24 protein-coding genes are annotated in these 19,947 nt (G+C 61.8%); 9 read left to right on the top strand and 15 right to left on the bottom strand.

Annotated features, from left to right (window positions below):
• Positions 1-76: 76 nt before the first annotated feature.
• Positions 77-880, bottom strand: a complete 804-nt coding sequence (locus tag V7651_RS06200; RefSeq protein WP_335591122.1) for a SapC family protein — start codon at positions 878-880, stop codon at positions 77-79.
• Between the two features lie 104 nt (positions 881-984).
• Between V7651_RS06200 and V7651_RS06195 the strand changes: the two genes are divergently transcribed.
• Positions 985-2,871 (top strand): DUF885 domain-containing protein, encoded by a 1,887-nt coding sequence (locus V7651_RS06195; protein WP_335612604.1) that lies wholly within the window; start codon positions 985-987, stop codon positions 2,869-2,871.
• Between the two features lie 97 nt (positions 2,872-2,968).
• The gene (locus V7651_RS06190) at positions 2,969-4,651 is read left to right on the top strand and encodes a vWA domain-containing protein (protein ID WP_335612603.1); all 1,683 of its coding nucleotides are present in this window, start codon (positions 2,969-2,971) and stop codon (positions 4,649-4,651) included.
• 3 nt (positions 4,652-4,654) lie between these two features.
• Here V7651_RS06190 and V7651_RS06185 read toward each other — a convergent pair whose 3' ends face one another.
• The 3 genes from V7651_RS06185 to V7651_RS06175 form a co-directional block, all read right to left on the bottom strand.
• On the bottom strand, positions 4,655-4,990 hold the full coding sequence (locus V7651_RS06185) for a hypothetical protein (protein ID WP_034739882.1): 336 nt from the start codon (positions 4,988-4,990) through the stop codon (positions 4,655-4,657).
• Between the two features lie 109 nt (positions 4,991-5,099).
• Positions 5,100-5,435, bottom strand: coding sequence for a DUF2794 domain-containing protein (locus V7651_RS06180; protein WP_051624753.1), 336 nt, complete (start codon positions 5,433-5,435; stop codon positions 5,100-5,102).
• A 230-nt stretch (positions 5,436-5,665) separates the two neighbouring features.
• On the bottom strand, positions 5,666-6,316 hold the full coding sequence (locus V7651_RS06175; protein WP_335612602.1) for a COQ9 family protein: 651 nt from the start codon (positions 6,314-6,316) through the stop codon (positions 5,666-5,668).
• Between the two features lie 128 nt (positions 6,317-6,444).
• On the opposite strand from V7651_RS06175, the gene rpsU reads away from it, so the two are divergent.
• Positions 6,445-6,654 (top strand): 30S ribosomal protein S21, encoded by a 210-nt coding sequence (rpsU, locus tag V7651_RS06170; RefSeq protein ID WP_034739875.1) that lies wholly within the window; start codon positions 6,445-6,447, stop codon positions 6,652-6,654.
• 73 nt (positions 6,655-6,727) lie between these two features.
• Here rpsU and V7651_RS06165 read toward each other — a convergent pair whose 3' ends face one another.
• Complete coding sequence (locus V7651_RS06165; protein ID WP_335612601.1) at positions 6,728-7,219, bottom strand: GNAT family N-acetyltransferase; 492 nt, start codon at positions 7,217-7,219, stop codon at positions 6,728-6,730.
• A 130-nt stretch (positions 7,220-7,349) separates the two neighbouring features.
• Between V7651_RS06165 and V7651_RS06160 the strand changes: the two genes are divergently transcribed.
• From V7651_RS06160 to V7651_RS06150, 3 genes are all read left to right on the top strand, one after another.
• Complete coding sequence (locus tag V7651_RS06160; protein ID WP_335612600.1) at positions 7,350-7,697, top strand: hypothetical protein; 348 nt, start codon at positions 7,350-7,352, stop codon at positions 7,695-7,697.
• 60 nt (positions 7,698-7,757) lie between these two features.
• Positions 7,758-8,078: a hypothetical protein gene (locus V7651_RS06155; protein WP_335612599.1), complete on the top strand. Its 321-nt coding sequence runs from the start codon at positions 7,758-7,760 to the stop codon at positions 8,076-8,078.
• Positions 8,079-8,222: 144 nt separating this feature from the next.
• The gene (locus V7651_RS06150) at positions 8,223-8,609 is read left to right on the top strand and encodes a hypothetical protein (RefSeq protein ID WP_335612598.1); all 387 of its coding nucleotides are present in this window, start codon (positions 8,223-8,225) and stop codon (positions 8,607-8,609) included.
• Between the two features lie 62 nt (positions 8,610-8,671).
• Here V7651_RS06150 and V7651_RS06145 read toward each other — a convergent pair whose 3' ends face one another.
• A complete protein-coding gene (locus V7651_RS06145) occupies positions 8,672-10,063 on the bottom strand; it encodes an ABC transporter permease (RefSeq protein WP_335612597.1) in 1,392 nt (463 codons plus the stop codon).
• Positions 10,063-11,028 (bottom strand): ABC transporter ATP-binding protein, encoded by a 966-nt coding sequence (locus V7651_RS06140; RefSeq protein ID WP_335612596.1) that lies wholly within the window; start codon positions 11,026-11,028, stop codon positions 10,063-10,065. Before V7651_RS06140 ends, V7651_RS06145 begins: the two co-directional genes overlap by 1 nt.
• 113 nt (positions 11,029-11,141) lie before the next feature.
• Here V7651_RS06140 and V7651_RS06135 point away from each other — a divergent pair, with 113 nt between their 5' ends.
• Complete coding sequence (locus tag V7651_RS06135; RefSeq protein WP_335612595.1) at positions 11,142-11,387, top strand: TraR/DksA family transcriptional regulator; 246 nt, start codon at positions 11,142-11,144, stop codon at positions 11,385-11,387.
• Between the two features lie 12 nt (positions 11,388-11,399).
• Here V7651_RS06135 and V7651_RS06130 read toward each other — a convergent pair whose 3' ends face one another.
• The 4 genes from V7651_RS06130 to V7651_RS06115 form a co-directional block, all read right to left on the bottom strand.
• Positions 11,400-11,702 (bottom strand): aa3-type cytochrome c oxidase subunit IV, encoded by a 303-nt coding sequence (locus tag V7651_RS06130; RefSeq protein WP_035538307.1) that lies wholly within the window; start codon positions 11,700-11,702, stop codon positions 11,400-11,402.
• 85 nt (positions 11,703-11,787) lie between these two features.
• On the bottom strand, positions 11,788-12,237 hold the full coding sequence (locus V7651_RS06125) for a DUF1178 family protein (protein ID WP_335591133.1): 450 nt from the start codon (positions 12,235-12,237) through the stop codon (positions 11,788-11,790).
• Between the two features lie 6 nt (positions 12,238-12,243).
• Positions 12,244-12,501, bottom strand: a complete 258-nt coding sequence (grxC, locus tag V7651_RS06120; RefSeq protein ID WP_035538305.1) for a glutaredoxin 3 — start codon at positions 12,499-12,501, stop codon at positions 12,244-12,246.
• A gap of 36 nt (positions 12,502-12,537) precedes the next feature.
• Positions 12,538-13,308: a ComF family protein gene (locus V7651_RS06115; protein ID WP_035538304.1), complete on the bottom strand. Its 771-nt coding sequence runs from the start codon at positions 13,306-13,308 to the stop codon at positions 12,538-12,540.
• Here V7651_RS06115 and V7651_RS06110 point away from each other — a divergent pair.
• Positions 13,307-14,230, top strand: coding sequence for a methyltransferase domain-containing protein (locus V7651_RS06110; protein ID WP_335612594.1), 924 nt, complete (start codon positions 13,307-13,309; stop codon positions 14,228-14,230). The genes V7651_RS06115 and V7651_RS06110 overlap by 2 nt on opposite strands.
• A gap of 6 nt (positions 14,231-14,236) precedes the next feature.
• Here V7651_RS06110 and V7651_RS06105 read toward each other — a convergent pair whose 3' ends face one another.
• The 4 genes from V7651_RS06105 to V7651_RS06090 are packed head-to-tail and all read right to left on the bottom strand — an operon-like array spanning position 14,237 to position 17,020.
• On the bottom strand, positions 14,237-14,410 hold the full coding sequence (locus V7651_RS06105) for a Flp family type IVb pilin (RefSeq protein WP_335612593.1): 174 nt from the start codon (positions 14,408-14,410) through the stop codon (positions 14,237-14,239).
• 14 nt (positions 14,411-14,424) lie between these two features.
• On the bottom strand, positions 14,425-14,826 hold the full coding sequence (gene mutT, locus V7651_RS06100; protein ID WP_035538302.1) for an 8-oxo-dGTP diphosphatase MutT: 402 nt from the start codon (positions 14,824-14,826) through the stop codon (positions 14,425-14,427).
• Positions 14,823-16,073: a bifunctional glutamate N-acetyltransferase/amino-acid acetyltransferase ArgJ gene (argJ, locus tag V7651_RS06095; RefSeq protein ID WP_335612592.1), complete on the bottom strand. Its 1,251-nt coding sequence runs from the start codon at positions 16,071-16,073 to the stop codon at positions 14,823-14,825. Before argJ ends, mutT begins: the two co-directional genes overlap by 4 nt.
• Entirely contained in the window at positions 16,070-17,020 is a 951-nt protein-coding gene (locus tag V7651_RS06090) for a peptidylprolyl isomerase (RefSeq protein WP_335612591.1), read from the bottom strand. Before V7651_RS06090 ends, argJ begins: the two co-directional genes overlap by 4 nt.
• Positions 17,021-17,210: 190 nt before the next feature.
• On the opposite strand from V7651_RS06090, the gene secA reads away from it, so the two are divergent.
• The gene (gene secA / locus V7651_RS06085) at positions 17,211-19,943 is read left to right on the top strand and encodes a preprotein translocase subunit SecA (RefSeq protein WP_335612590.1); all 2,733 of its coding nucleotides are present in this window, start codon (positions 17,211-17,213) and stop codon (positions 19,941-19,943) included.
• Positions 19,944-19,947 lie beyond the last annotated feature (4 nt).

Below are 19,947 nucleotides of genomic sequence, written 5' to 3'. Positions count from 1 at the left end.
GCGCGAGCAATGTGCCGCAGATGCAAAAAGGGCGGCGCCTTGCGGCGCCGCCCCTGAATTAAGGTATAAATAGCGATCAGGCAGCAGGCTGGGCCGCCGGCGCGCTACGGATGGCGCGCTGGATGATCTTCTGCCAGTTAAGCAGCGAGACGAGGTGCGCATAGCAGGCACCAAGGGCACCATTGTTGCGCAGCTCAAGGTATTTGTCGTCCGGAAGGGCGCTAAGGCGCTCTTCGGAAATGGCGAAATAGTCAGCCACTTTCTGCTGCGGACCGGATTCATTGCCCTGCGCATCGCGCGGCTGGAAGCCGATGGATTTCTCTTCCATCAGGTCGAGATCCATAATCATCTTGGTGAATTCAGCGGTTGCACGGCGCTGACGCTCGAATTCCTTGCAGAATTCGATGGCATCATTGGTGAACTTGGTCGGCTGGCCATTCTCGAAGAAAGGCACTTCCGGCTGGTTGGACACCATGGGCGCAGCGCGGTCGACGCACAGGATCAGGCGATCTGACTGGTCATCGGACGCAAACACGAACGGATAGCGGCGCACGAAGGCGGGCACATAGTGATCATCCGGCACACGGCCATTGGCATCGACGAACAGGTTCTGGCCCTGACGGACGCCCATGACTGCGACCGGCGTACGGTCAGCGCCGACAAAGATGATCGGATACGAGGCGGCCGCAAGGCCAAACTCGGTGACCGTGATCGGCACGGCGTGCGCCTGACGCATGAAACCGAAGGGTTCAGCGACCTGCTTGACGCCAAGGCCACCGTGATCTTCCGGAGACAGCGGCTGGGGCTGCTGGTAGAAGAGGACCTGGCCTGTGAGAGGCGAAGTACCGCCGTTTTGCGGTGTTGCAGGGGGGTTGTTCACGTGTCTGCTCCTGATTTGATGGGCCGAGCGTTAGCGGAAATAGGGGCTGGCCACAACACCCGAACCGGCTTGAAGTACAGTCTAGACAAGGTGAAAACGACGACATGTTCATGCAGAGGCTAACCAGCTTCCAAAAGCGCGTAGCTTCAGCAGCGATCGGCCTTGCCATGGCCCTGCCGCTGGCCACGTGTTCGGCCCCTGTCGATGATTCCGGCACGCCACGCCGAATCGCGCGGCAGGTGGACCAATTGATGACGACGCTGGCGCAGACCGAGCTGGCGCGCGACCCGGAACTGGCGACACGGCTGGGCCTGACCGAAAAGACGGTTGGCTATGACTTCAACCGCTATCTGACGGACCGTTCGCAGGCCGCCTATGAGCGCACCCGCGTATCGCGGCTGGAAATGCTCCAGGCACTGGCCGATACGCCGAAGCCCGCACCGGGCAGCGCGCAGGCGCATAATCTGGAAACGCTGATCAAGGCCTATGAGACCGCCGAGAGCCTGTTCGTGGCCGGACATGGGCAGACCGGGCTCGGCATCGCCTATCCTTATGTCGCTGACCAGATGCGCGGCGCTTATATCGACGTGCCGGACCTGATGACGAAATCACACCCCGTGCTGACGGCGCAGGATGCACAAGACTATATTGCGCGCCTTGCCGCCCTGCCCGATGCGATTGATGACGAACGCCGCCGACTTTACGCCGATGCCTCGGCAGGCGTAATCCCGCCGGATTTCATCCTGCGGCGGATGGCGGTTCTGGCGACCGAGATGGGCCAAAGCCCGGCCGAAACCCACATTCTCGTGGTGACGCTGGATAGCCTGCTCTCCGGGCCGGAAGACCTGACATCTGAAGAGCGAGAAAAGCTGGCCCTGCAGGCGCGCGAGCTGGTGGAGGACAAGATCCTGCCGGCCTATGAGCGCTTTGCCGATGACATGATTGCACTCGCCACCAAGGCGCCGTCGCAACCGGGCGTGTGGCAGCTGCCGGATGGCGATGCCTATTATGATGCCTCGCTCGCGGCCTATACCTATGATGGCATCAGCGCTGAAGAGCTGCACGCCTTGGGCAAGCGCGAAGTGATCGCGCTGACCGATCAGATCGATGCGGCGCTGACCGAGGCGGGCTTTGTTGAAGGCACAGTCGCCGAGCGGCTGGTCGCGCTGGCAGCCCTGCCGGAACAGGCCTATCCCGACACGGAAGAAGGCCGGATCGCACTGCTGGAACGCATGCGGCTGCTGGAGCAGAAAGCAGAATCGGCACTCGGAGGCGAGATTCCGAAATTGCCTAAGACGCGCGTGGCCATCCGCGCCGTACCGGACTTCTTGCAGAACTCCTCCCCCTCGGCCTTCTATAGTGCGGCGCCGGCCAATGGCACAGCGCCCGGGGTGTTCGAGATCAACCTGAAGGACATGACCGACTGGCCTGACTTTACCCTCGCCACACTGGTCTATCACGAGACGCTGCCGGGCCATCACCTGGAGAGCGCTGTGGCGGCAGAGCGCGCGAACCTGCCGCTGGCGCGCCAGATGATCTGGAACGTAGCCTATGGCGAAGGCTGGGGCGTCTATGCTGAAACGCTGGCGGACGACATGGGGCTCTATGCGGATGATCCGCTGGGGCGCATCGGCTATTTGCAGAGCATGTTGTTCCGCGCGGCAAGGCTCGTCGCCGATACCGGCATCCACCGGATGCGCTGGCCCCGTCAGCAGGCGATCGACTATCTGACCAGCGTAACCGGACAGCCCGAACCGGCCATGGCAGCGGAAGTTGATCGCTATACGGTGTGGCCGGGACAGGCAGCGGCCTATTGGGTGGGACGCCAGCGCATCCTGGACCTGCGCGAGCGTGCCGAGCGTGTTCTGGGGCCGAAATTCGACCGCGCCGCCTTCCATGAAGTGATCCTCGCAGGCGGGCCGCGTCCGCTCGACATTCTGGAGAAAGATGTGGAGCAATGGTATGGCGCGCAGGTCGACCGATCCAACTGAGGACTTAGAAATCTCCAAACAATCCTGACTCTGCCCTATTCCCGCCATGACGACTCGGCCACTCTGTACCCGGACGCGAAACGGAGGGACACGGGATATGCGACTGCATGGATTGGTATTGGCAAGTGTGGCAGCGGCAGCGCTGCTGACAGGATGTGCATCGGAGACCGGCGCGCCGGCAGATGAGGTGGTTGCGGCAACGCCGCCACCACCACCGCCGCCTCCCCCGCCTGCACCACCACCGCCGGCCGCCGCTTCAGCAGAAATGGCCGCCGTTATGGGCCGCTCCATGCCGGCGCCAATGCCGATGCAGGCCCCACCGGAACCGGAATTCCGGGACAAGTATGAGGATGTCGATGCCAATCCGGTGAAGCTGACCAGCGAAGAGCCGGTCTCGACTTTCTCGATTGATGTGGACACAGCGTCTTACGCAAACGTGCGTCGCTTCCTGAAGGGGGGCACGCTGCCGCCGAAGGACGCCGTGCGCATCGAGGAGCTGATCAATTATTTCGACTATACCTATCCGCAGCCTGAGAAAGGCGCGGACCCGTTCTCGACCAGCGTGAACCTGATGCCCTCGCCCTTCAATGCGGGGCGCGAGCTGATGCAGATCGGCATCCAGGGCCGCGACATTGACCGCAATGCGCGCCCGCCAATCAACCTGACGCTTCTGATGGACGTGTCGGGCTCGATGTTCTCCGAGGACAAGCTGCCGCTGGCCAAGCAGGCGATCAAGCTGATGCTGGAGGAGATGGCGCCGACGGACACGATTGCGATCGTGGTCTATGCGGGCGCAGCAGGGGAAATCCTGCCGCCGACGCCGGTGAGCGACAAGCGCAAGATCGTGGCGGCGCTGGAAGACCTGCAGGCAGGCGGCTCGACTGCGGGCGGCGAAGGCCTGCGCCTTGCCTATTCGCTCGCCGAACAGGGCCTGAAGAAGGATGCGGTCAACCGCGTGATGCTGCTGACCGATGGCGACTTCAATGTGGGGATTTCAGACCCCGAACAGCTTGAGGATTTTGTCGCCCGCAAACGCGAGACGGGAATCTATCTCTCGGTGATCGGCTTCGGGCGCGGTAATTACAATGATGCGATGATGCAGAAGATTGCCCAGACGGGGAATGGCATCGCGGCCTATGTCGACACGCTGTCAGAAGCGCGCAAGGTGCTGGCCGATGACATGGCCGGCAATATTTTCCCGATTGCGGATGATGTGAAGATCCAGGTGGAGTTCAACCCGGCCCGGATCGCGGAATATCGCCTCATCGGCTACGAGACGCGGATGCTGGATCGCGAGGATTTCAACAATGACAAGGTGGATGCCGGCGACATTGGGGCGGGCACAAGCGTGACGGCGATCTATGAAGTGACACCGGCAGGCTCGGACGGCGCCGCGATTGACCCGCTCCGCTATGGCGACGCGGCCAAGGCTGGCAGCGCCAAGGGCGAGTACGCCTTCGTGAAGCTGCGCTACAAGGCACCGGGCGCAAGCGACTCCACCCTCATCACCCATGCCGTGACCGACAAGGATCGCTCCAAGAGCGTGGACACCGCGCCTGAATGGGCCCGGTTCGCTACGGCCGTAGCCGGATTTGGCGAAATGCTGAAAGGCGGGGACGCCCTTGGCACAGGGTTCGGGTGGGAGGCAATTCGAAACCTGGGGCTGGGTGCCAAGGGCGAAGATGAATTTGGCTATCGCGCCGAGTTCATTGAACTCACCCGACTGGCCGAAACCGCCGATGCCCAGGCCGCACTGACCAGCCCGGGCAAGGGCGAATAGGGATCAGGCCGCGATTTTGCGGGAATGATCGGTAAAGCAGACGGTCGAGAAGCCTTCCTCGATGTCGTTGGCCATCAGGCTGCGCGTCGCGGCGTCGAACTCAAGGGCGAGGAAGACGGCGTTCGCGCCGTAGCGCTCGGCCTCTGCCAGGGCCCAGATGGGCTGCAGGTCATGCGGCTTGCCCGACAGCTCTACAACACGGATGAGGCGCCATCCGTAGGCGTCCGGCGCGGCGAAGATGACCACGCCCGGGCTGCGGGCCCAAGGGGCATCTGCTGCCACGCGCTGAAATTCCCAGGCCTTACCAGACCGTCCCCGAAAGCTGACTGCGATACCCATGTTCCTGCTCCGTTCTCGTGTTCCTGTTCCTAATATGTTCCAAAAGAACGCGCAAGAATTTTTTAGTTAACAAGAGGTTAACAGATTAGGTGAAATTCGACGGATGTGCTTACTTCACAACAGTGAAGCGGCGCGTATCAAAAACGCGCAGGACCTGTTTGAGCTCTCGGCCCCGGCGCAGGATCTGGCCGGCTGAACCATAGACGGCATACTGGCCCTGACGGTTGGCGAGCGCAGGCTCCTTCTCGATGCGCCAGGTCGGGTTTTCGGCGTGGCGCCTGAAGATGGCGAAGATGGCGATGTCCTTTTCCATACCGATGGCATAGTCGCGCGCCTCTCCGGCAATGACGAGGCGGCCATAGACATCGAGGATGGGTTGCATCTCGGCTTTCTGGAAGGCGACCCGCGGCTCCGGCGCCATTTTCCGTGAGAACGTATCGCTCATCTCATCCTTTCAGGCTCGCCCGGCTGGCGATTCCGCTAATCTGCAGTCGCCTAACCGCATTGTAATCGAATTGGGGCAAAAATGCCGTTTTTTGGCCTTGCGTGGAACACCGGCGCTCGTCATCTTCTAAGTGTCGGGCGGAGGTGTATACCAAGCACCCCGGACCCATCAGCCCCCCCAGCCCCCTGGGGCGCTTGATCAACTTTCGCCCGACACCTTCCCCCTTCAAATCAATTCTCCTGTCCGCGCCCGGATGATTTTCCGGCGCTTTTCAGCGCGCTCAGCCTGTCCAGAACGGGGCCGACGACTTTACCTGCGCTGCGGCCGAAACCGGACGCCTGCTGCAGTCGGCGCGACACATAGGCGTCGAGATCGGCAGGTGCGGGATTGTCGAGCCAGTGCATGACGATGCCCGGAATTACGGCGGCGAGCAGGCCGCGCTTGGAATAGCGATTATAGTCGGTGGCTGTGTCGCCTGCAGCGGTCCAGACCATGTCCGCGACAGACCATGTGCGCTGAGCCGCAGCACCTGCGCCCCATGGCAGGAAGCCGCGCGCGGCGGCGCGGCGCACGGCCTCGCGATTCGGTTCCAGCGCCTCCAGCCAGGCCAGCACACCACGTTTAACCTTGTCCGGCACGCGCAGGGCGGACATATCCTGCGAGGCGAGATTCGCTTTTGCTTCGGCTTCGGCAGCGGCGAAAAAGGCTTCCAGCAGGTCGATCACGCCATTGGGCGCCGCAAGGGCCTGTTCACCCTGGCTGAGCCCCGCCTCTTTGGCGGCTGTGGCGGCGGCCGCATCGGTCCAGCCATCAAAGGCGACATGCGGGAGCAAGGCGGTAACCCAGCGGGAACGGTAGGCTTCTGACGGCGTTTGTGTCATATATTACCTTTGCATCACTTAAGGGGCTTGGCCAACTTGCTTCTTGCGTGATATAGGCGCCCCTTCATGGCCGACAAAGCCGTAAAGAATTAGTCGGGGCGACGCCCCCAACCCAATGGAGAAGACCCATCGTACAGATCGTCGTCCGCGATAACAATGTCGAGCAAGCCCTGCGCGCATTGAAGAAAAAGATGCAGCGTGAAGGCCTCTTCCGCGAAATGAAAGCCCGTCAGGCTTTTGAAAAACCATCCGAGAAAAAAGCCCGTCAGCGCGCAGAGGCCGTTCGTCGCGCCCGCAAACTGGCTCGCAAGCGCGCTCAGCGCGAAGGCATCGTGTAGGCGTTCCGCGTCTTACGCATTGAAAAAAGCCCCGTCAGAGCGATCTGGCGGGGCTTTTTCTTTGGGGGACCTGCTATTCGAGCCCCGGACTGTATCGAAGTACGCCGGACGGTTGGGTGTCATTGAATGCCAGCCACTGGACATTCCGGCCTGGCAGGTTGCGGTAGGATAAGCGACCGTCACCGACAAAACCGAATCGTGAATAATACGCCGGATCGCCGATCAATGCGCAGCCTTGCGCATCCATCTGCCTTAGCCGCGCAAGCCCCTCGTTGATCAGGGCGGTCCCGATACCCGTCCGCTGGGACCGGGGCGAAACCGAGACAGGCCCCAAGCCATACCAGCCATCGAAGCTCTCATTGATGAGGACGGGTGAGAACGCGATATGCCCCGCCAACGCGGCGTCCTTTATCGCAACCAGAGACAGTGTCAGATCCCCGTCCCTGCGGAGTTTTTCGATACACTCTGCCTCAGTACCTTCACTGAACGGCATGGGCGCGAAAGCCGCGCGCGTTATCCGGTCTATTGCTGCATAGTCGCTCGGGTTTTCGGGCCTGATCTCCATGTTGCGAAAATAGCATTGGCCGGAGGAGCGGAACAGCCAGTGTTCATTTGGTGGTGCTTTTTCTTTGGCCTGTCATCATCCGGCCAGAATGCGGGTACATGCTTTTGACTGCAGTCAATCGGGACAGACGATGAAGAGACTTATCCTTTGGGCGATCGTGCCGATTGTGATCGTGGCCTGCGGCCTCGCCTTCTGGCTGGGGCCGGACGTATTCGCCACGCAGACGCTGACCATTGCCAATGAGAGCGAGCGGACCGTGACAGTGACGATTTATGACCACGCCTGGATGGTGACTCCGGGCGAGACAGTGGTGGATCGTTTTGAGGCCAAGGGCGACGCGCATTTCGAAATCGTGGACGCAGGCAGTGGCGAGATCCTCGCCACGCCCGGCTATCTCACGTCGGGCATGGCGCAATGCCATGTCATCACGATCAGGGAGACCGTGGATTACCTGTCAGGGCTTGATGAGAAGTGTTAGCGCGGGCGGAGGGACGCCTTGCGGATTGAAGCGCGAACAAGGAAGCGCAATAATCGGAACATGACCAAGCGCACGCAACTCACCCGGGGACAGAAACGGCGCGTCATGTACGTGGAAAACAAGTCGGGCGAGATTGACGGTGTTGCAGCCCGGATAGGCTGGGTGACGTTTTCGAAATCAGGACAGTCTGTCCATTATCGCGAAAGAACGCTGACCAAGGCCAACGGCGTGGCCGGCAACTTTGTCGATGTCGAGAACGGAGACGAATACTGGGTTTCCGGCATCAAGAAACGCGGCTCGAATGTGCACTGGGCGGAAGGCGTGGCCGTCGTGATCGATGATGACGCGCGCGACGCCTATAATGAGCTGAAGGCGGGTTAGGCTAATCGCCGCGCTCAGCCCTTCTTGCGGCTGAACATGCGTTTATCAGCGCGCCTTTGCACCCAGCGGGGCTCCTCCATGGTCCTGTCATCATCTGGCCAGAATGCCGCTTCAGGGGTTTGTTATGGAGTATCGGAGGCGCAGATGAAAAAGGTGATCACGGTTGGCGTCATGCTGGTTGGCATCATCGCGCTATGGGCCGGGTATTGGGTTATGATAAATCTCATATCCCTTCAGACCGTTGTCATCGAGAACGACCCGGACGCCAGCATCACAGTGGAAGTATCCAGCCACTTAATCGGGGAAACGATCAGCCATGCCTGGTTGGTGGCCCCGGGATCGCGAAAAGTGGTTCGCTATTTCGAAGACGGCGAGAGCGAATTCATTATCCGTGACACCAACACCGGCGCAGAACTGGGACGCTCGGGTTATGTGGTGCAGCACCTGTCAGGTTGTCACCATATCCATATCGACACAGCGGTCACTTACGATGAAAATGGGAATTGGTCTTGCCACCTATTGACGTGGTAGTCGGCATAAGCCGCACGGGCCTCGTCCTTCGACTTCGCTCAGGCTGAGCCCCTGCCCCGGGATCAACCCTTCTTGCGGCTGAACATGCGTTTGAAGACGCCGCCGAGGTCGCCGATGCCGGCGCCGTGGATGGCGCCTGCGCGGTAGACTTTGGTGGCGAGCCAGAGGATCGTGGCGGCGGTTACGGCCATGATCAGCATCTGGGCGATGATTTCCCACATGGGCGGATTGTGCGGCATGCGCAGGATCAACAGGAACGGCGTGAAGACCGGGATCCATGACGCGATGTCGATGACGGGCGAGCCCGGATCCTGGAACGCGATGAAGATGGCGAACATGGGCAGCATGAGCAGGATCATCATCGGACTGAGCAGGGTCTGCGCTTCCTGGATCGTGTCGCAGAGCGAGCCGAGGGCCATGAAGATCATGCCGTACATGATGTAGCCGAGGAGGAAGCTGATCAGGCCGGGAATGATAATGGCCGGATTGGCGAAGGCCGCGAGGAAGGGCGACAGGAGGCTCGCGCCGCCGGGGATCTGGCTGGTGGCGAAGAGCGAGGCGCCGAACGCGAAGAGGCCCCATGACAGCATCATCGTGGACGTGACCGCGAACACGGCGAGCAGCTTGCCTGCGAGGAGTTCCGGAAGCTTCACGGAGGTCAGCAGCGTGTCGAATATCTTGTTCGAGCGCTCTTCGATCGTTCCCATCAGCAGGTACTGGATGATCGAGAAGATCATCAGCCAGAGGAAATAGGCGAGGCCGCCGGCGACATAAACGGGCGCCTTGTCGGCCATGGTGACTTCGGAGCCGGCTGTGGTCTGCTCGGCGACGGTGCGGATGCGATGGGCCGGCACAGTCAGGGCGCTGTCATCGACCGTGTCGAGGAAGTCATCGCCGAGGCCGGCCTCGCTGAAGGCCTGCTGGCGGGCGAGGCGGCGCATGGCGCTTTCAGCCTGCCAGCGCAGGCCACTGACGCTGACATCATCGCTCCAGTATTCGAGGCTGGTGCCATCGGACGACGGAATGAAGACGGCAAAGAGCGGCTTGTCGCCCAGGGGCCCTGAGACGAGTTGCTGGCCGAGGAGATAGGGGCGCAGGTCGTCTATGGCCGTTGCCGGAGCAGGCACACGGATGAACTTGCGTGAGGAAGCGGCTGCATTGTCCCGCAACTGGTCGCGCTGGTCGTCGGTCAGGTCCATGCCTTCGGCCATATCGCGGGCCTGATTGCCGATATCGGCCTCATCGCGGGCGAACTCGCCATCGATGGCATCGGCATAGACAGAACCCGTTTCGACGACGGCGTAATAGCGCACGGGCGAAGACTTGGCGGCGAAAACAGCGAACGTGCCGCCAATCAGCATGAAGAGCGGCACCGCAGCGAGGCTGAGCCAGAAACCCCAAGCCTTCACATAACCGAGATAGTCACGCCGGAAGATCAGGTAGACATTGCGCATCAGGCAGGCACCCCTTCCCCGGTGGATTCAAGCAGGGCGGCGGCATCGGCCTCACCCACAAGCGAGACAAAGACATCGCGCAGCCGGGCCTCTTCAGGCGCAAAGCCGACAATCGGAGCGCCGGCCTCGATAGCGGCGCGCAGGGCGTCCTGTGCCCCTGTGCCGGGTCGCAGGCTGATGCGCCAGGCATCTCCCGGGCCCTTGTCGGGGGCGCGATGGGCCTCGAAACCCTTGGGGGCAAGCGCGGCGGCGAGATCAAAGCCCTCACTGACGGCAATGCGGGCGCCCTGCCCCAGCGCGTAAAAGGCCTGGTCCAGCGTGCCATCAAAAACCTTGCGACCACGCGCCATCATCACGATGCGGTCGCAGAGGCGTTCGGCATGTTCCATCACATGGGTTGAGAACAGGATGGTGGCGCCGCGGTCATGCTCGGCACGGATAAGGTCTTCGAGCACTTGCTGGTTGACCGGGTCGAGACCGGAGAAGGGTTCGTCGAGGATCAGGAAGTCCGGCCGGTGAGCGAGCGTGGAGAGGATCTGGACCTTTTGCGCCATGCCCTTGGACAGCTTGGAAATGCGTGTCGTCTTGAACTCGGAAAGGCCCGACATGTCGAGCAGTTCAATCGCGCGGGCGCGGGCATCGCGGGCGGCGAGGCCTTTCAGGCGCGCGAAATGCTCGATCGTGGCGCGCGTGGTCATCTTCTTGTAGAGGCCGCGCTCTTCGGGAAGGAAGCCGACGCGCTTCAGCGTGGCAATCTCGGGCGGCTTGCCGAACAGGCTGACCGAGCCGGAATCAGGCTGCATCACGCCGAGTGCCATGCGCAGGCTGGTCGACTTGCCGGCGCCATTTGGGCCGAGAAAGCCGATAATCGCGCCCTCGGGCACGTCAAGCGACAGGTCGCTCACAGCTGTGAACGCGCCAAAGCGCTTGGTTACGTTGCTCATGACCAGGGGCGGCAGGCCCATGAAAGCCTCCTCGGCAGCCGGGAGCCCGCAAATGCGCGCAATTCCCCTATCAGACGAAAGAGTTTCACCCGAAACGCCTTGCCAAGCCCTTAAAGCCGACGCAGCATATTGGAATGAAAAGGGATATTTCCCCTGTTGCGCCCGATTGCCTTCGTCTGACGCGCGAGGACATGGCCAATACCCGGCGCAACGCGCTGCTTGAGCGCAACCGTCTGCTAAGCCGTATCGAAGCGGCGATGGCGCGGATGGAGGGTGGTCAATTTGGCCTCTGCACTCAGTGCGGCGGCTCCATCCCGCGCGCCATGCTGGAGGCAGACCCCGCAATGGTGCGGTGCCCTGACTGTCTCAAGATTTGTTAGATTGCAGGCTGCCTAGAGCAGCAGGCCGAACAGACCGATAAAGCCCTGAACGACAAGGGCCAGGATGATGAGCAGCACAAGCGTTGCCATCCAGCGGCCACCAAGGTTCAGGAACAGGCCGGCGGCCAGACCGACAACAGCCATGATACCGAGCGAGATCATCCAGTTCATGCCGATGGCAACAGCAAGCACTGCATAGCCAACGGAGAGCACAGTGATCAGGCCGCCCCAGGTGCTGCCCACGATAAAGCCATGCCAAGTGGCTTCCTGTGCTTCGATGTCCATATCGCCGTGATGATATTCGCTGGTCGCCATGAGGCCTCTCCGTGACTCGTATCTGCACGCCGTATTAGCGAAGGCGGAGCTTGGGTCAAGCGCGGCAAAGCGCGCGGGTGCGTGTTCAGTTCAGCTTGCCCTTGGTACGGGCCTGTTTCGGAGGTTTTGGCGTGAAGGCGCGCGGCAGGGGCGCAGCCGGGACGCCTTCCTCAAGCAGGGCAGCCGACTCTTCTGGCGTGGTGGCGCCCCAGATCGGGCGGTCTTCGGTTTCGCCATAATACATGGCGCGGGCCTCGTCGGCGAAACTGTCGCCGACATAGTCGAAATTCTTCTCGACATGATCGCGCGCCTTGGCGGCAAATTCGGCTGCCAGCTTTTCCGCCTCCGACCGCGCCGCCGTCTTCTTGGGCGATTTCACCGACGGCGCCATGATCTGTTTCGTGACCTGAGCCCCGGCACATTCCGGGCAGATCACAAGATGCTTCTTCGCCTGCGCGTCAAAGGCGGCGGATGAGGCAAACCATGCCTCGAATTCGTGTTCGCAATCACCGCAGATGAGAGCGTAACGGATCATGCCTGATCAGGCCGCCAGCATTGCGTCGAGCTTGCCGGCCCGTTCGAGTGCCATCATGTCGTCGCAGCCACCGATATGCTTGTCGCCGATGAAAATCTGCGGGAACGTGCGGGCACCACCGGAGCGCTCAACCATTTCGGCTTTCTTCGCGGCATCCATGCCAGCGTCGATTTCCTTCATGGCGATCTTCTTTTCCTTGAGCAAGGATACGGCGCGGCTGCAATACGGGCAGAAGGCGCGCGTATAGATAGTAACCTTGGGCATTACGGGCAGGCTCCTTAAAGCTGTGAGTTCTTTGGCTTATATGGTGACATCTGTTTCCCGGACAACGCGCGCGAGCACAAGCACATCCACATTGGCTGCGCCTGCCTGTTTCAGGGCACGTGTACAAGCCGAGAGTGTGGCGCCGGTGGTTAACACATCGTCGACAAGCAGCACCCGTCGGCCCGATATCCGCGCTATGGCGGGCTTTCTGACGGTAAATGCCCCGGCCATGTTGCGGCGGCGCTGGCGGGCAGAGAGACCCGCCTGACTGGGTGTACGGCGCGTACGCTTTATCGCATCAACAATAATTGGCGTGCCGGACATGCGGCAAATGGCCTGTCCGAGCCAGGCAGACTGGTTAAAGCCGCGCCGGGCGAGCCGGGCAAAGTGCAAGGGCACAGGCACGATCAGGTCGGCCTCTGCGACGAGATCCCGGCCCGACTGGACCATCCATCCGGCGAGGGTTTGCAGGCCGTCGCGACGGCCAGAGCGCTTCAGATCGAGCACCGGACGGCGCGAGGCCGCGTCATAGACCATGGCGGCGCGCGCGCGGTCCCATCGCGGCGGACGGGCGATGCAGGGGGCGCAGATAGCGCCGGGGCCGAGATCAAAGTCGAACGGGCTGCCGCAGGTTTCGCAGACGGGCCCTGTCAGGAAATGGATCTGGCCGAATTCCTCCGGTGCGAGGGGACCCTTGCCCACGCCGCGCTGGCCGGAAACAAGGGAACGGGGCGGCCAAAGGAAGTCAGCTGCCGCGCGCAGAAAGCCCTTTGCGCGGGCCGGACGCCGGTCCATATCGCTTGGCATGACCCCTCCTGCCGCTCCCAAAGCCCCGCCGCGCCTGTTTGACCGCGACCTGCTGGTGCGCCGCCGTGACCGGGCCGCACCGCATTTCGACGAGTATTCCTTCCTGAAGGACCGCGTGTCGAGTGATCTTGTCGACCGGCTGAACGATACGGCCCGTACGTTTCGGGCAGGACTGGAGCTGGGCGGGCATGATGGCGGCGTCAGCGAGCAGCTGAAGGGCGGCGCAAAAGTGGCCGCGATGACGCTGACAGACCCCTCCCCCGCCATGGTGGCGCGGGCGCGTGAACGCGGTCTCGATGCGGTCGTTGCCGATGAAGAGAAGCTTGGCTTCGATGAAGCGCGTTTCGATCTCGTCGTGTCAGCCCTGTCGCTGCATTGGGTCAACGACCTGCCCGGCGCGCTGATACAGGTGCGCCGCGTGCTGGAGCCGGATGGCTTGTTCCTGGGCGCCCTGTTCGGGGCGGGCACGCTGGCCGAACTGCGCGCGTGCCTGATCGAGGCTGAAACGGAGATCATGGGCGGTCTTGCGCCCCGCCTGTCGCCGCTTCCGGCGCTGGCCGACATGGCCGCGCTGATGCAGCGGGCCGGGTTTGCCCTGCCAGTGGTGGACCGCGAAAGCGTGGTGGTGCGCTACGATTCCGTGTTTGGCTTGCTGGCAGACCTGAAAGGCATGGGCGAGCGGGCGGCTTTTGCCAGCGGGATGGCTCAGCCCCTGCCTCGGCGTGTGCTGATGCGGATGGCCGAGCTTTATGCGCAGAATTTCAGTGACCCGGACGGGCGCGTGCGCGCGACGTTCGAAATTGTCTACCTGTCAGGTTGGGCACCAGCACCGAGCCAGCCAAAGCCGTTGAAGCCGGGAAGCGCAAAGGTGAGCCTTGCTGACGCTGTGCGCAGACAGGGAGAAAGCAGCCAGGACGACTGACGGCTTTCAGCTCGGGAACTGGTCAGCCGCATTCTGCATGGCGTCGCCGGTGCTGTTGCCCATGAGCGTTGCTCCACCAACAATGGCAATGCAGATCAGCGCCAGTATGAGGCCGTATTCAATTGCCGTGGCGCCCCGCTCATCATGGGTCCAGCGCAGGAGTGTTGTCTTCAGCCCCATTGAACCCTCCGAGTTCACTTCCCCGAAAGCACATCAAACAGAGGGATATCTGCCGCAGGCGCCGGATAGTCGTGCAGGGATGATGGCGCGACCCATGCGACCGACTGGCCTTCCGCAGGGATTACGTCGCCAGCCCAAGCCCGACAGCGGAAGAGTGGCATAAGTAGGTGAAATTTCGGATAATCGTGACTGGCAAATGTGATCGGTATCAGATCGGCCTCGTCAACCATTATGGATAGCTCTTCCTGCAGCTCCCGCACCAGGGCCCGGGTTGGCGTCTCACCCGGCTCGACCTTGCCACCGGGAAATTCCCAGAGGCCGGCCATGGACTTGCCCTCAGGGCGCTGCGCGAGAAGGATTTCGCCTTTCGCATTGTAGAGCGCGACCGCGACCACCAGCAAAAGCGGACGCGTCATGTCCGGTAGGCGCCGTTAATGTCGACATAGCCGTGCGTGAGGTCGCAGGTCCAGACAGTTGACGCGCCTTCGCCATAGCCAAGGTCAATGCGGATCGTGAACTCGGGCTTTGCGAACACGGCGCTGGCGGCAGCCTCGTCATAATCCGGAGCGCGGGCGCCGCCCTTGGCGACCTGGACCTCATCGAACCAGATGGCCAGCTTTTCCATGACGATCGGCTCGAGCGACTTGCCGACAGCCATGACGACACGGCCCCAGTTGGCATCACCGGCTGCCATGGCCGTCTTGATGAGGGGAGAGTTGGCGATGTGACAGGCCACGTTCTTGGCCGAACGCTCTGTGTCGGCGCCTTCGACCTTCACGGTGACGAACTTGCTGGCCCCTTCCCCGTCCTTCACGACCTGCAGGGCAAGATCGAGGCAGGTGGCATGCAGGGCATCGGCAAACGCCCGGAAGCGCTCATCGTCACGCGACTCGATCACCGGCGCGCCGGTGCCGCCTGTAGCGAAGACCATCAGCGTGTCGGAGGTCGACGTGTCGCCATCGACGGTGATGGCGTTGAAGGTCACGTCAGTGATGTCCTTGAGCAGGTCCTGCAAGAGTTCAGGCGCGACGGCAGCATCTGTGAAGACATAGGAGAGCATGGTGGCCATGTTGGGCATGATCATGCCGGAGCCCTTGGCGATGCCCGCGAAGGCCGTGGGCACGCCAGCCAGATCGACCGTGCGGCCTGACGCCTTGGGATAGGTGTCCGTCGTCATGAAGGCGCGGGCGCAGGCCTCCCAGTCGGGCTGGCCGAGCTTGGCGGCGAGATCCGGCACGAAGGCGCCGACAAAGTTCGGATCCTTCAGCGGCTCGCCAATCACGCCGGTCGCGGCGAGGAAGCATGTCTCCCTGGCGACGCCGAGTGTGCCGGTCATCGCCTTCAGGGTCGCTTCATTCTTCTCGACGCCCTTGGGGCCGGTAAAGGCATTGGAATTGCCCGAATTGGCCACCAGCGCGCGGGCCTTGCCGCCGCCGGCCGCCAAAGCCTCGCGGCACCAGCGCACGTCAGCCGAGGCCGTGTTCGAGACCGTATAGACGCCAGCGCAAGTCGTGCCTTCGTCAAACGCGAACAGGAAGACATCATCGCGCTCTATTCCCCGGCGCGCATAAAAGCCGCGCGAGCCCGCTGTGGCGCGCAGGCCCTTGACGGTTGGCAGCACCGGAAACGTGGCGGGGGCAAAGGGAGATGGCTTCAGGTTCACAGGTCGCTTCCTTGATCGGCTTCAGGCGCAGCGTCCTCATCAGGCATGAGCCCATTGTCAAGCGAGATCGGGGCGGCCGGCGCGCTATCGACGCCCGGGCCGCCTTCCTGAACCGTGGCCTGGGTGCGCAACTCGCGCAGGATCTTGCTGATCTCGTTCAGGGTGAGGAAGGTGACGATCTCGGGCCGCATTTCCTCGCGGGTCTTGGGCGCGCGGGTGCGTCTGTCCTTCACTTTCAGGATGTGCCAGCCGTCGGCGCCCTTGAAAGGCTTCGATATCTCACCCTCGGGCGTGTCGGCGATCATGACCGGAAACGGATCTGGCTGGTCGTTCGGCGAGACATAGCCGAGATCGCCATTCTCCATCCTTGTGGCGGTATCCTTGGAATGGGTCCGCGCCATGCTCTCGAAACTCGCGCCGACCTTTATCTCGTCATAGACGGCCTGGGCCTCCTCTTCTGTATCGAACAGGATATGGGCAATCGAGACTTCGTCGTTGGACTGCTGGAGCGTGACCTGTTCGGCATACATCTTGTCGATCCGGTCTTCGGTCACCTCACGGGCGACCAGGTCTTCCACGAGCAGATTGCCGAGAATGCGCTCACGCGCCATCTGAAGCCGCCGCTTGGCTGCCGATTCCTTGTCGATACCGCGCCGCGTGGCTTCCTGCGCCATCAGCTTCTGATCGACCAGCTGGTCGAGCACGGTCTTGTATTCCGTACTCTTGTGATCGAGCGGCTGTCCGGCAGGAACCAGCCCCCGCGCAACCGCCTCAAGCTCGACATCGCTGACATAGATTTTGTCGCCATTGACCGTCGCCGCGGCAGCGCCATCGACCTGGACCGGAATTTCGGCCTCGTCGCCATTGCCGCAGGCGCACAGTACAAGTAGCGCCGCGCCGCAGGCCAGTCGGCCGAATGCAGCCTTATTCGCCTTGAAAAACAGCACAGTTATCTCCCGTGATCGCTGAGAGGGTCGCATTGACACCCCATTGCGGCGTTCTTAAGTCTGACCCTCACTCTGGTCGAGAGTTCTCGTCCAGTGTAAGCGCTGCGGAAGAACCCGCAAAACGGTCCTGCCATATGATACTGTCAGGACTAAGAGTTTAGTTTGCCCAGATCGATTGGTGCCGCCTGATATGCTTTCCGTAGCCCGCAAGATTTTCGGTTCCGCCAATGACCGCAAGCTGAAACCCATGCGCGCCCGCGTCAACCGGATCAATGCCCTTGAGCCGATGATGGAGGCGCTCTCCGACCAGGCCCTGCGCGCCAAGACCGTGGAATTCCGCAAACGACTGGCCGATGGCGCAACCCTCGACAGCCTTCTGGAAGAAGCCTTTGCCGTTGTCCGCGAGGCCTCGCGCCGCGCGCTTGGCATGCGCCACTTCGATGTGCAGATGATGGGCGGCATGATCCTGCATTCCGGCGCCATTGCCGAGATGCGCACCGGTGAAGGCAAGACGCTGGTGGCAACGCTGGCCGTTTACCTGAACGCGCTTGAAGGCAAGGGCGTCCACGTCATCACCGTGAACGACTATCTCGCCAGGCGCGACGCCGAATGGATGAGCGGCATTTACGGCTTCCTCGGCCTGACGACCGGTATCATCGTGCACGGCGTGACGGATGAAGAGCGCAAGGCCGCCTACGCGTGCGACATCACCTACGGCACGAATAACGAGTTTGGCTTCGACTATCTGCGCGACAACATGAAATACTCGCTGGACCAGATGGCCCAGCGCGGACACCACTTTGCCATCGTCGATGAAGTCGACTCGATCCTGATTGATGAGGCGCGTACGCCGCTGATCATTTCCGGTCCGACGGATGACCGATCGGAACTCTATATTGCGCTCGACAATCTGATGCCGCGCCTTGAGCCGGAAGATTTCGAACTCGACGAGAAGCAGCGCTCTGTCACCTATACCGAGTTCGGTACCGAGAAGATCGAGCGATGGCTGACCGAAGCGGGCCTGCTGGAAGGCTCGATGTGGGAACCGTCGAACATTTCCTTCGTGCACCATGCCAACCAGGCCCTGCGCGCGCACAAGCTCTACCAGAAAGACAAGGACTATCTGGTCAAGGATGACCAGGTCATGCTGGTCGACGAGTTTACCGGCCGCATGATGGAAGGCCGCCGCCTGTCGGAAGGCCTGCACCAGGCCATCGAGGCCAAGGAACGCGTCGACATCAAGCCCGAGAACCAGACGCTCGCCTCGATCACGTTCCAGAACTATTTCCGCCTCTACAAGAAGCTGGCCGGCATGACCGGTACGGCGCTGACCGAGGCCTCCGAATTCCATGACATCTACAAGCTGGAAGTCATCGACCTGCCGACCAATAAGGAAATCCAGCGGATTGACGATGACGATGTCGTCTACCGGACGGCCAAGGCGAAATATGCCGAGATCGTCAAGGAAGTGAAGGAATGCCAGGCCAAGGGCCAGCCCATCCTGCTTGGCACAGCCTCGATCGAGAAATCCGAAATCCTCTCCAGCCTGCTGACCGCAGCGAAGATCCCGCACAAGGTTCTGAACGCGCGCCACCACGAGCAGGAAGCCTTCATCGTCGCCAATGCCGGTGTGCCGGGCGCAATCACGGTTGCCACGAACATGGCTGGCCGTGGTACCGACATTCAGCTCGGCGGCAATTTCGACATGCGTGTCGAGCATGAGACAGCCGCGAAAGAGCAAGAGCTTGGCCGCGAGCTGACCGAGAGCGAACTCTCCGTACTGACCTCGCAGATCAAGGCTGATATCGAGGTGAAGAAGAAGCGCGCGCTCGACGCGGGCGGGCTCTACGTCCTCGGCACCGAGCGCCACGAAAGCCGCCGCATCGATAACCAGCTGCGCGGCCGAACGGGCCGTCAGGGCGACCCGGGCCGCTCGAAATTCTACATTTCCATCGAAGACGACCTGATGCGGATTTTTGCCGCCGAACGCATGGACGCCGTGATGCGCCGCCTCGGCATCAAGGAAGACGAGGGCATCACCCATCCCTGGATGAACAAGGCGATGGAGACCTCACAGCGCAAGATCGAGGAACGCAACTTCGAGATCCGCAAGAACGTCCTCAAATATGACGACGTCATCAATGACCAGCGCAAGGCCATCTTCGAGCAGCGCATGGAATTCATGCGCGACGACGACGTGTCAGACACGATTGCCGAAATGCGCGACCACGTGATCGATGCGCTCGTGCTGCGCACGATGCCTGAAAAGGCCTATGCCGAGCAGTGGGACATTACTGGCCTCAAGGAAGCGCTGCAGACCGATCTCGCGCTCGACCTGCCCGTGGCTGAATGGGCCGCTGAAGAAGGCGTTGCCAACCAGGAAATCGCCGAACGCATTCGCAAGCACGTATCCGAGGCTTACGAGAACCTTGGGCGTCAGGTCGGCGACGCCCAGATGCACCGGATCGAGAAACAGGTCCTGCTGCAGGTTCTGGACCTGCGCTGGCGGGAACACCTGCAGCAGATCGACCAGCTGCGCTCGGTGATCCACCTGCGTTCCTACGGCCAGCGCGACCCGCTGAACGAATTCAAGGAAGAGGCCTTCAACCTTTTCTACAACCTGCTGAACGAACTGCGCGCGACGGTTACCCGTTCGCTGATGCATATCCGCGTCCAGCCGCCGGAACAGCGCCGCCCTGCCCCACCGCCTCCACCTCCGCCGATGCGCGAGCTGCACCTTGACCCCGATACCGGTGTCAACGAGATGGCGCCCGAGGAACCAGCGGGCAATACAGGCCCCGGCCCGGCGCTTCACCAGGCCGAGGATGACTGGACGAACACGCCGCGCAATTCGGCCTGTCCGTGCGGTTCCGGCAAGAAGTACAAGCACTGCCACGGTGCCCTGACGCCGCAGCAGGCCTGATCCG

The sequence above is a fragment of the Hyphomonas oceanitis genome (genome assembly GCF_036964545.1).
Lineage (GTDB): Bacteria > Pseudomonadota > Alphaproteobacteria > Caulobacterales > Hyphomonadaceae > Hyphomonas > Hyphomonas oceanitis.
The sequence above is the reverse complement of the archived record's forward strand: the minus strand, read 5'-3'. Positions and strand labels throughout refer to the sequence as shown.

Bases quoted from the DNA above. Each gene is read 5' to 3' on its own strand.
- mutT (WP_035538302.1), bottom strand. From the start codon at position 14,826: ATGACGCGTCCGCTTTTGCTGGTGGTCGCGGTCGCGCTCTACAATGCG.
- V7651_RS06175 (WP_335612602.1), bottom strand. From the start codon at position 6,316: ATGACACAAACGCCGTCAGAAGCCTACCGTTCCCGCTGGGTTACCGCC.
- V7651_RS06160 (WP_335612600.1), top strand. From the start codon at position 7,350: ATGAAGAGACTTATCCTTTGGGCGATCGTGCCGATTGTGATCGTGGCC.
- V7651_RS06195 (WP_335612604.1), top strand. From the start codon at position 985: ATGTTCATGCAGAGGCTAACCAGCTTCCAAAAGCGCGTAGCTTCAGCA.
- secA (WP_335612590.1), top strand. From the start codon at position 17,211: ATGCTTTCCGTAGCCCGCAAGATTTTCGGTTCCGCCAATGACCGCAAG.
- V7651_RS06110 (WP_335612594.1), top strand. From the start codon at position 13,307: ATGACCCCTCCTGCCGCTCCCAAAGCCCCGCCGCGCCTGTTTGACCGC.
- V7651_RS06155 (WP_335612599.1), top strand. From the start codon at position 7,758: ATGACCAAGCGCACGCAACTCACCCGGGGACAGAAACGGCGCGTCATG.
- V7651_RS06125 (WP_335591133.1), bottom strand. From the start codon at position 12,237: ATGATCCGTTACGCTCTCATCTGCGGTGATTGCGAACACGAATTCGAG.
- V7651_RS06150 (WP_335612598.1), top strand. From the start codon at position 8,223: ATGAAAAAGGTGATCACGGTTGGCGTCATGCTGGTTGGCATCATCGCG.
- V7651_RS06135 (WP_335612595.1), top strand. From the start codon at position 11,142: ATGAAAAGGGATATTTCCCCTGTTGCGCCCGATTGCCTTCGTCTGACG.
- V7651_RS06130 (WP_035538307.1), bottom strand. From the start codon at position 11,702: ATGGCGACCAGCGAATATCATCACGGCGATATGGACATCGAAGCACAG.
- V7651_RS06165 (WP_335612601.1), bottom strand. From the start codon at position 7,219: ATGGAGATCAGGCCCGAAAACCCGAGCGACTATGCAGCAATAGACCGG.
- V7651_RS06185 (WP_034739882.1), bottom strand. From the start codon at position 4,990: ATGGGTATCGCAGTCAGCTTTCGGGGACGGTCTGGTAAGGCCTGGGAA.
- V7651_RS06105 (WP_335612593.1), bottom strand. From the start codon at position 14,410: ATGGGGCTGAAGACAACACTCCTGCGCTGGACCCATGATGAGCGGGGC.
- V7651_RS06145 (WP_335612597.1), bottom strand. From the start codon at position 10,063: ATGCGCAATGTCTACCTGATCTTCCGGCGTGACTATCTCGGTTATGTG.
- V7651_RS06140 (WP_335612596.1), bottom strand. From the start codon at position 11,028: ATGGGCCTGCCGCCCCTGGTCATGAGCAACGTAACCAAGCGCTTTGGC.
- V7651_RS06115 (WP_035538304.1), bottom strand. From the start codon at position 13,308: ATGCCAAGCGATATGGACCGGCGTCCGGCCCGCGCAAAGGGCTTTCTG.
- V7651_RS06180 (WP_051624753.1), bottom strand. From the start codon at position 5,435: ATGAGCGATACGTTCTCACGGAAAATGGCGCCGGAGCCGCGGGTCGCC.
- grxC (WP_035538305.1), bottom strand. From the start codon at position 12,501: ATGCCCAAGGTTACTATCTATACGCGCGCCTTCTGCCCGTATTGCAGC.
- V7651_RS06190 (WP_335612603.1), top strand. From the start codon at position 2,969: ATGCGACTGCATGGATTGGTATTGGCAAGTGTGGCAGCGGCAGCGCTG.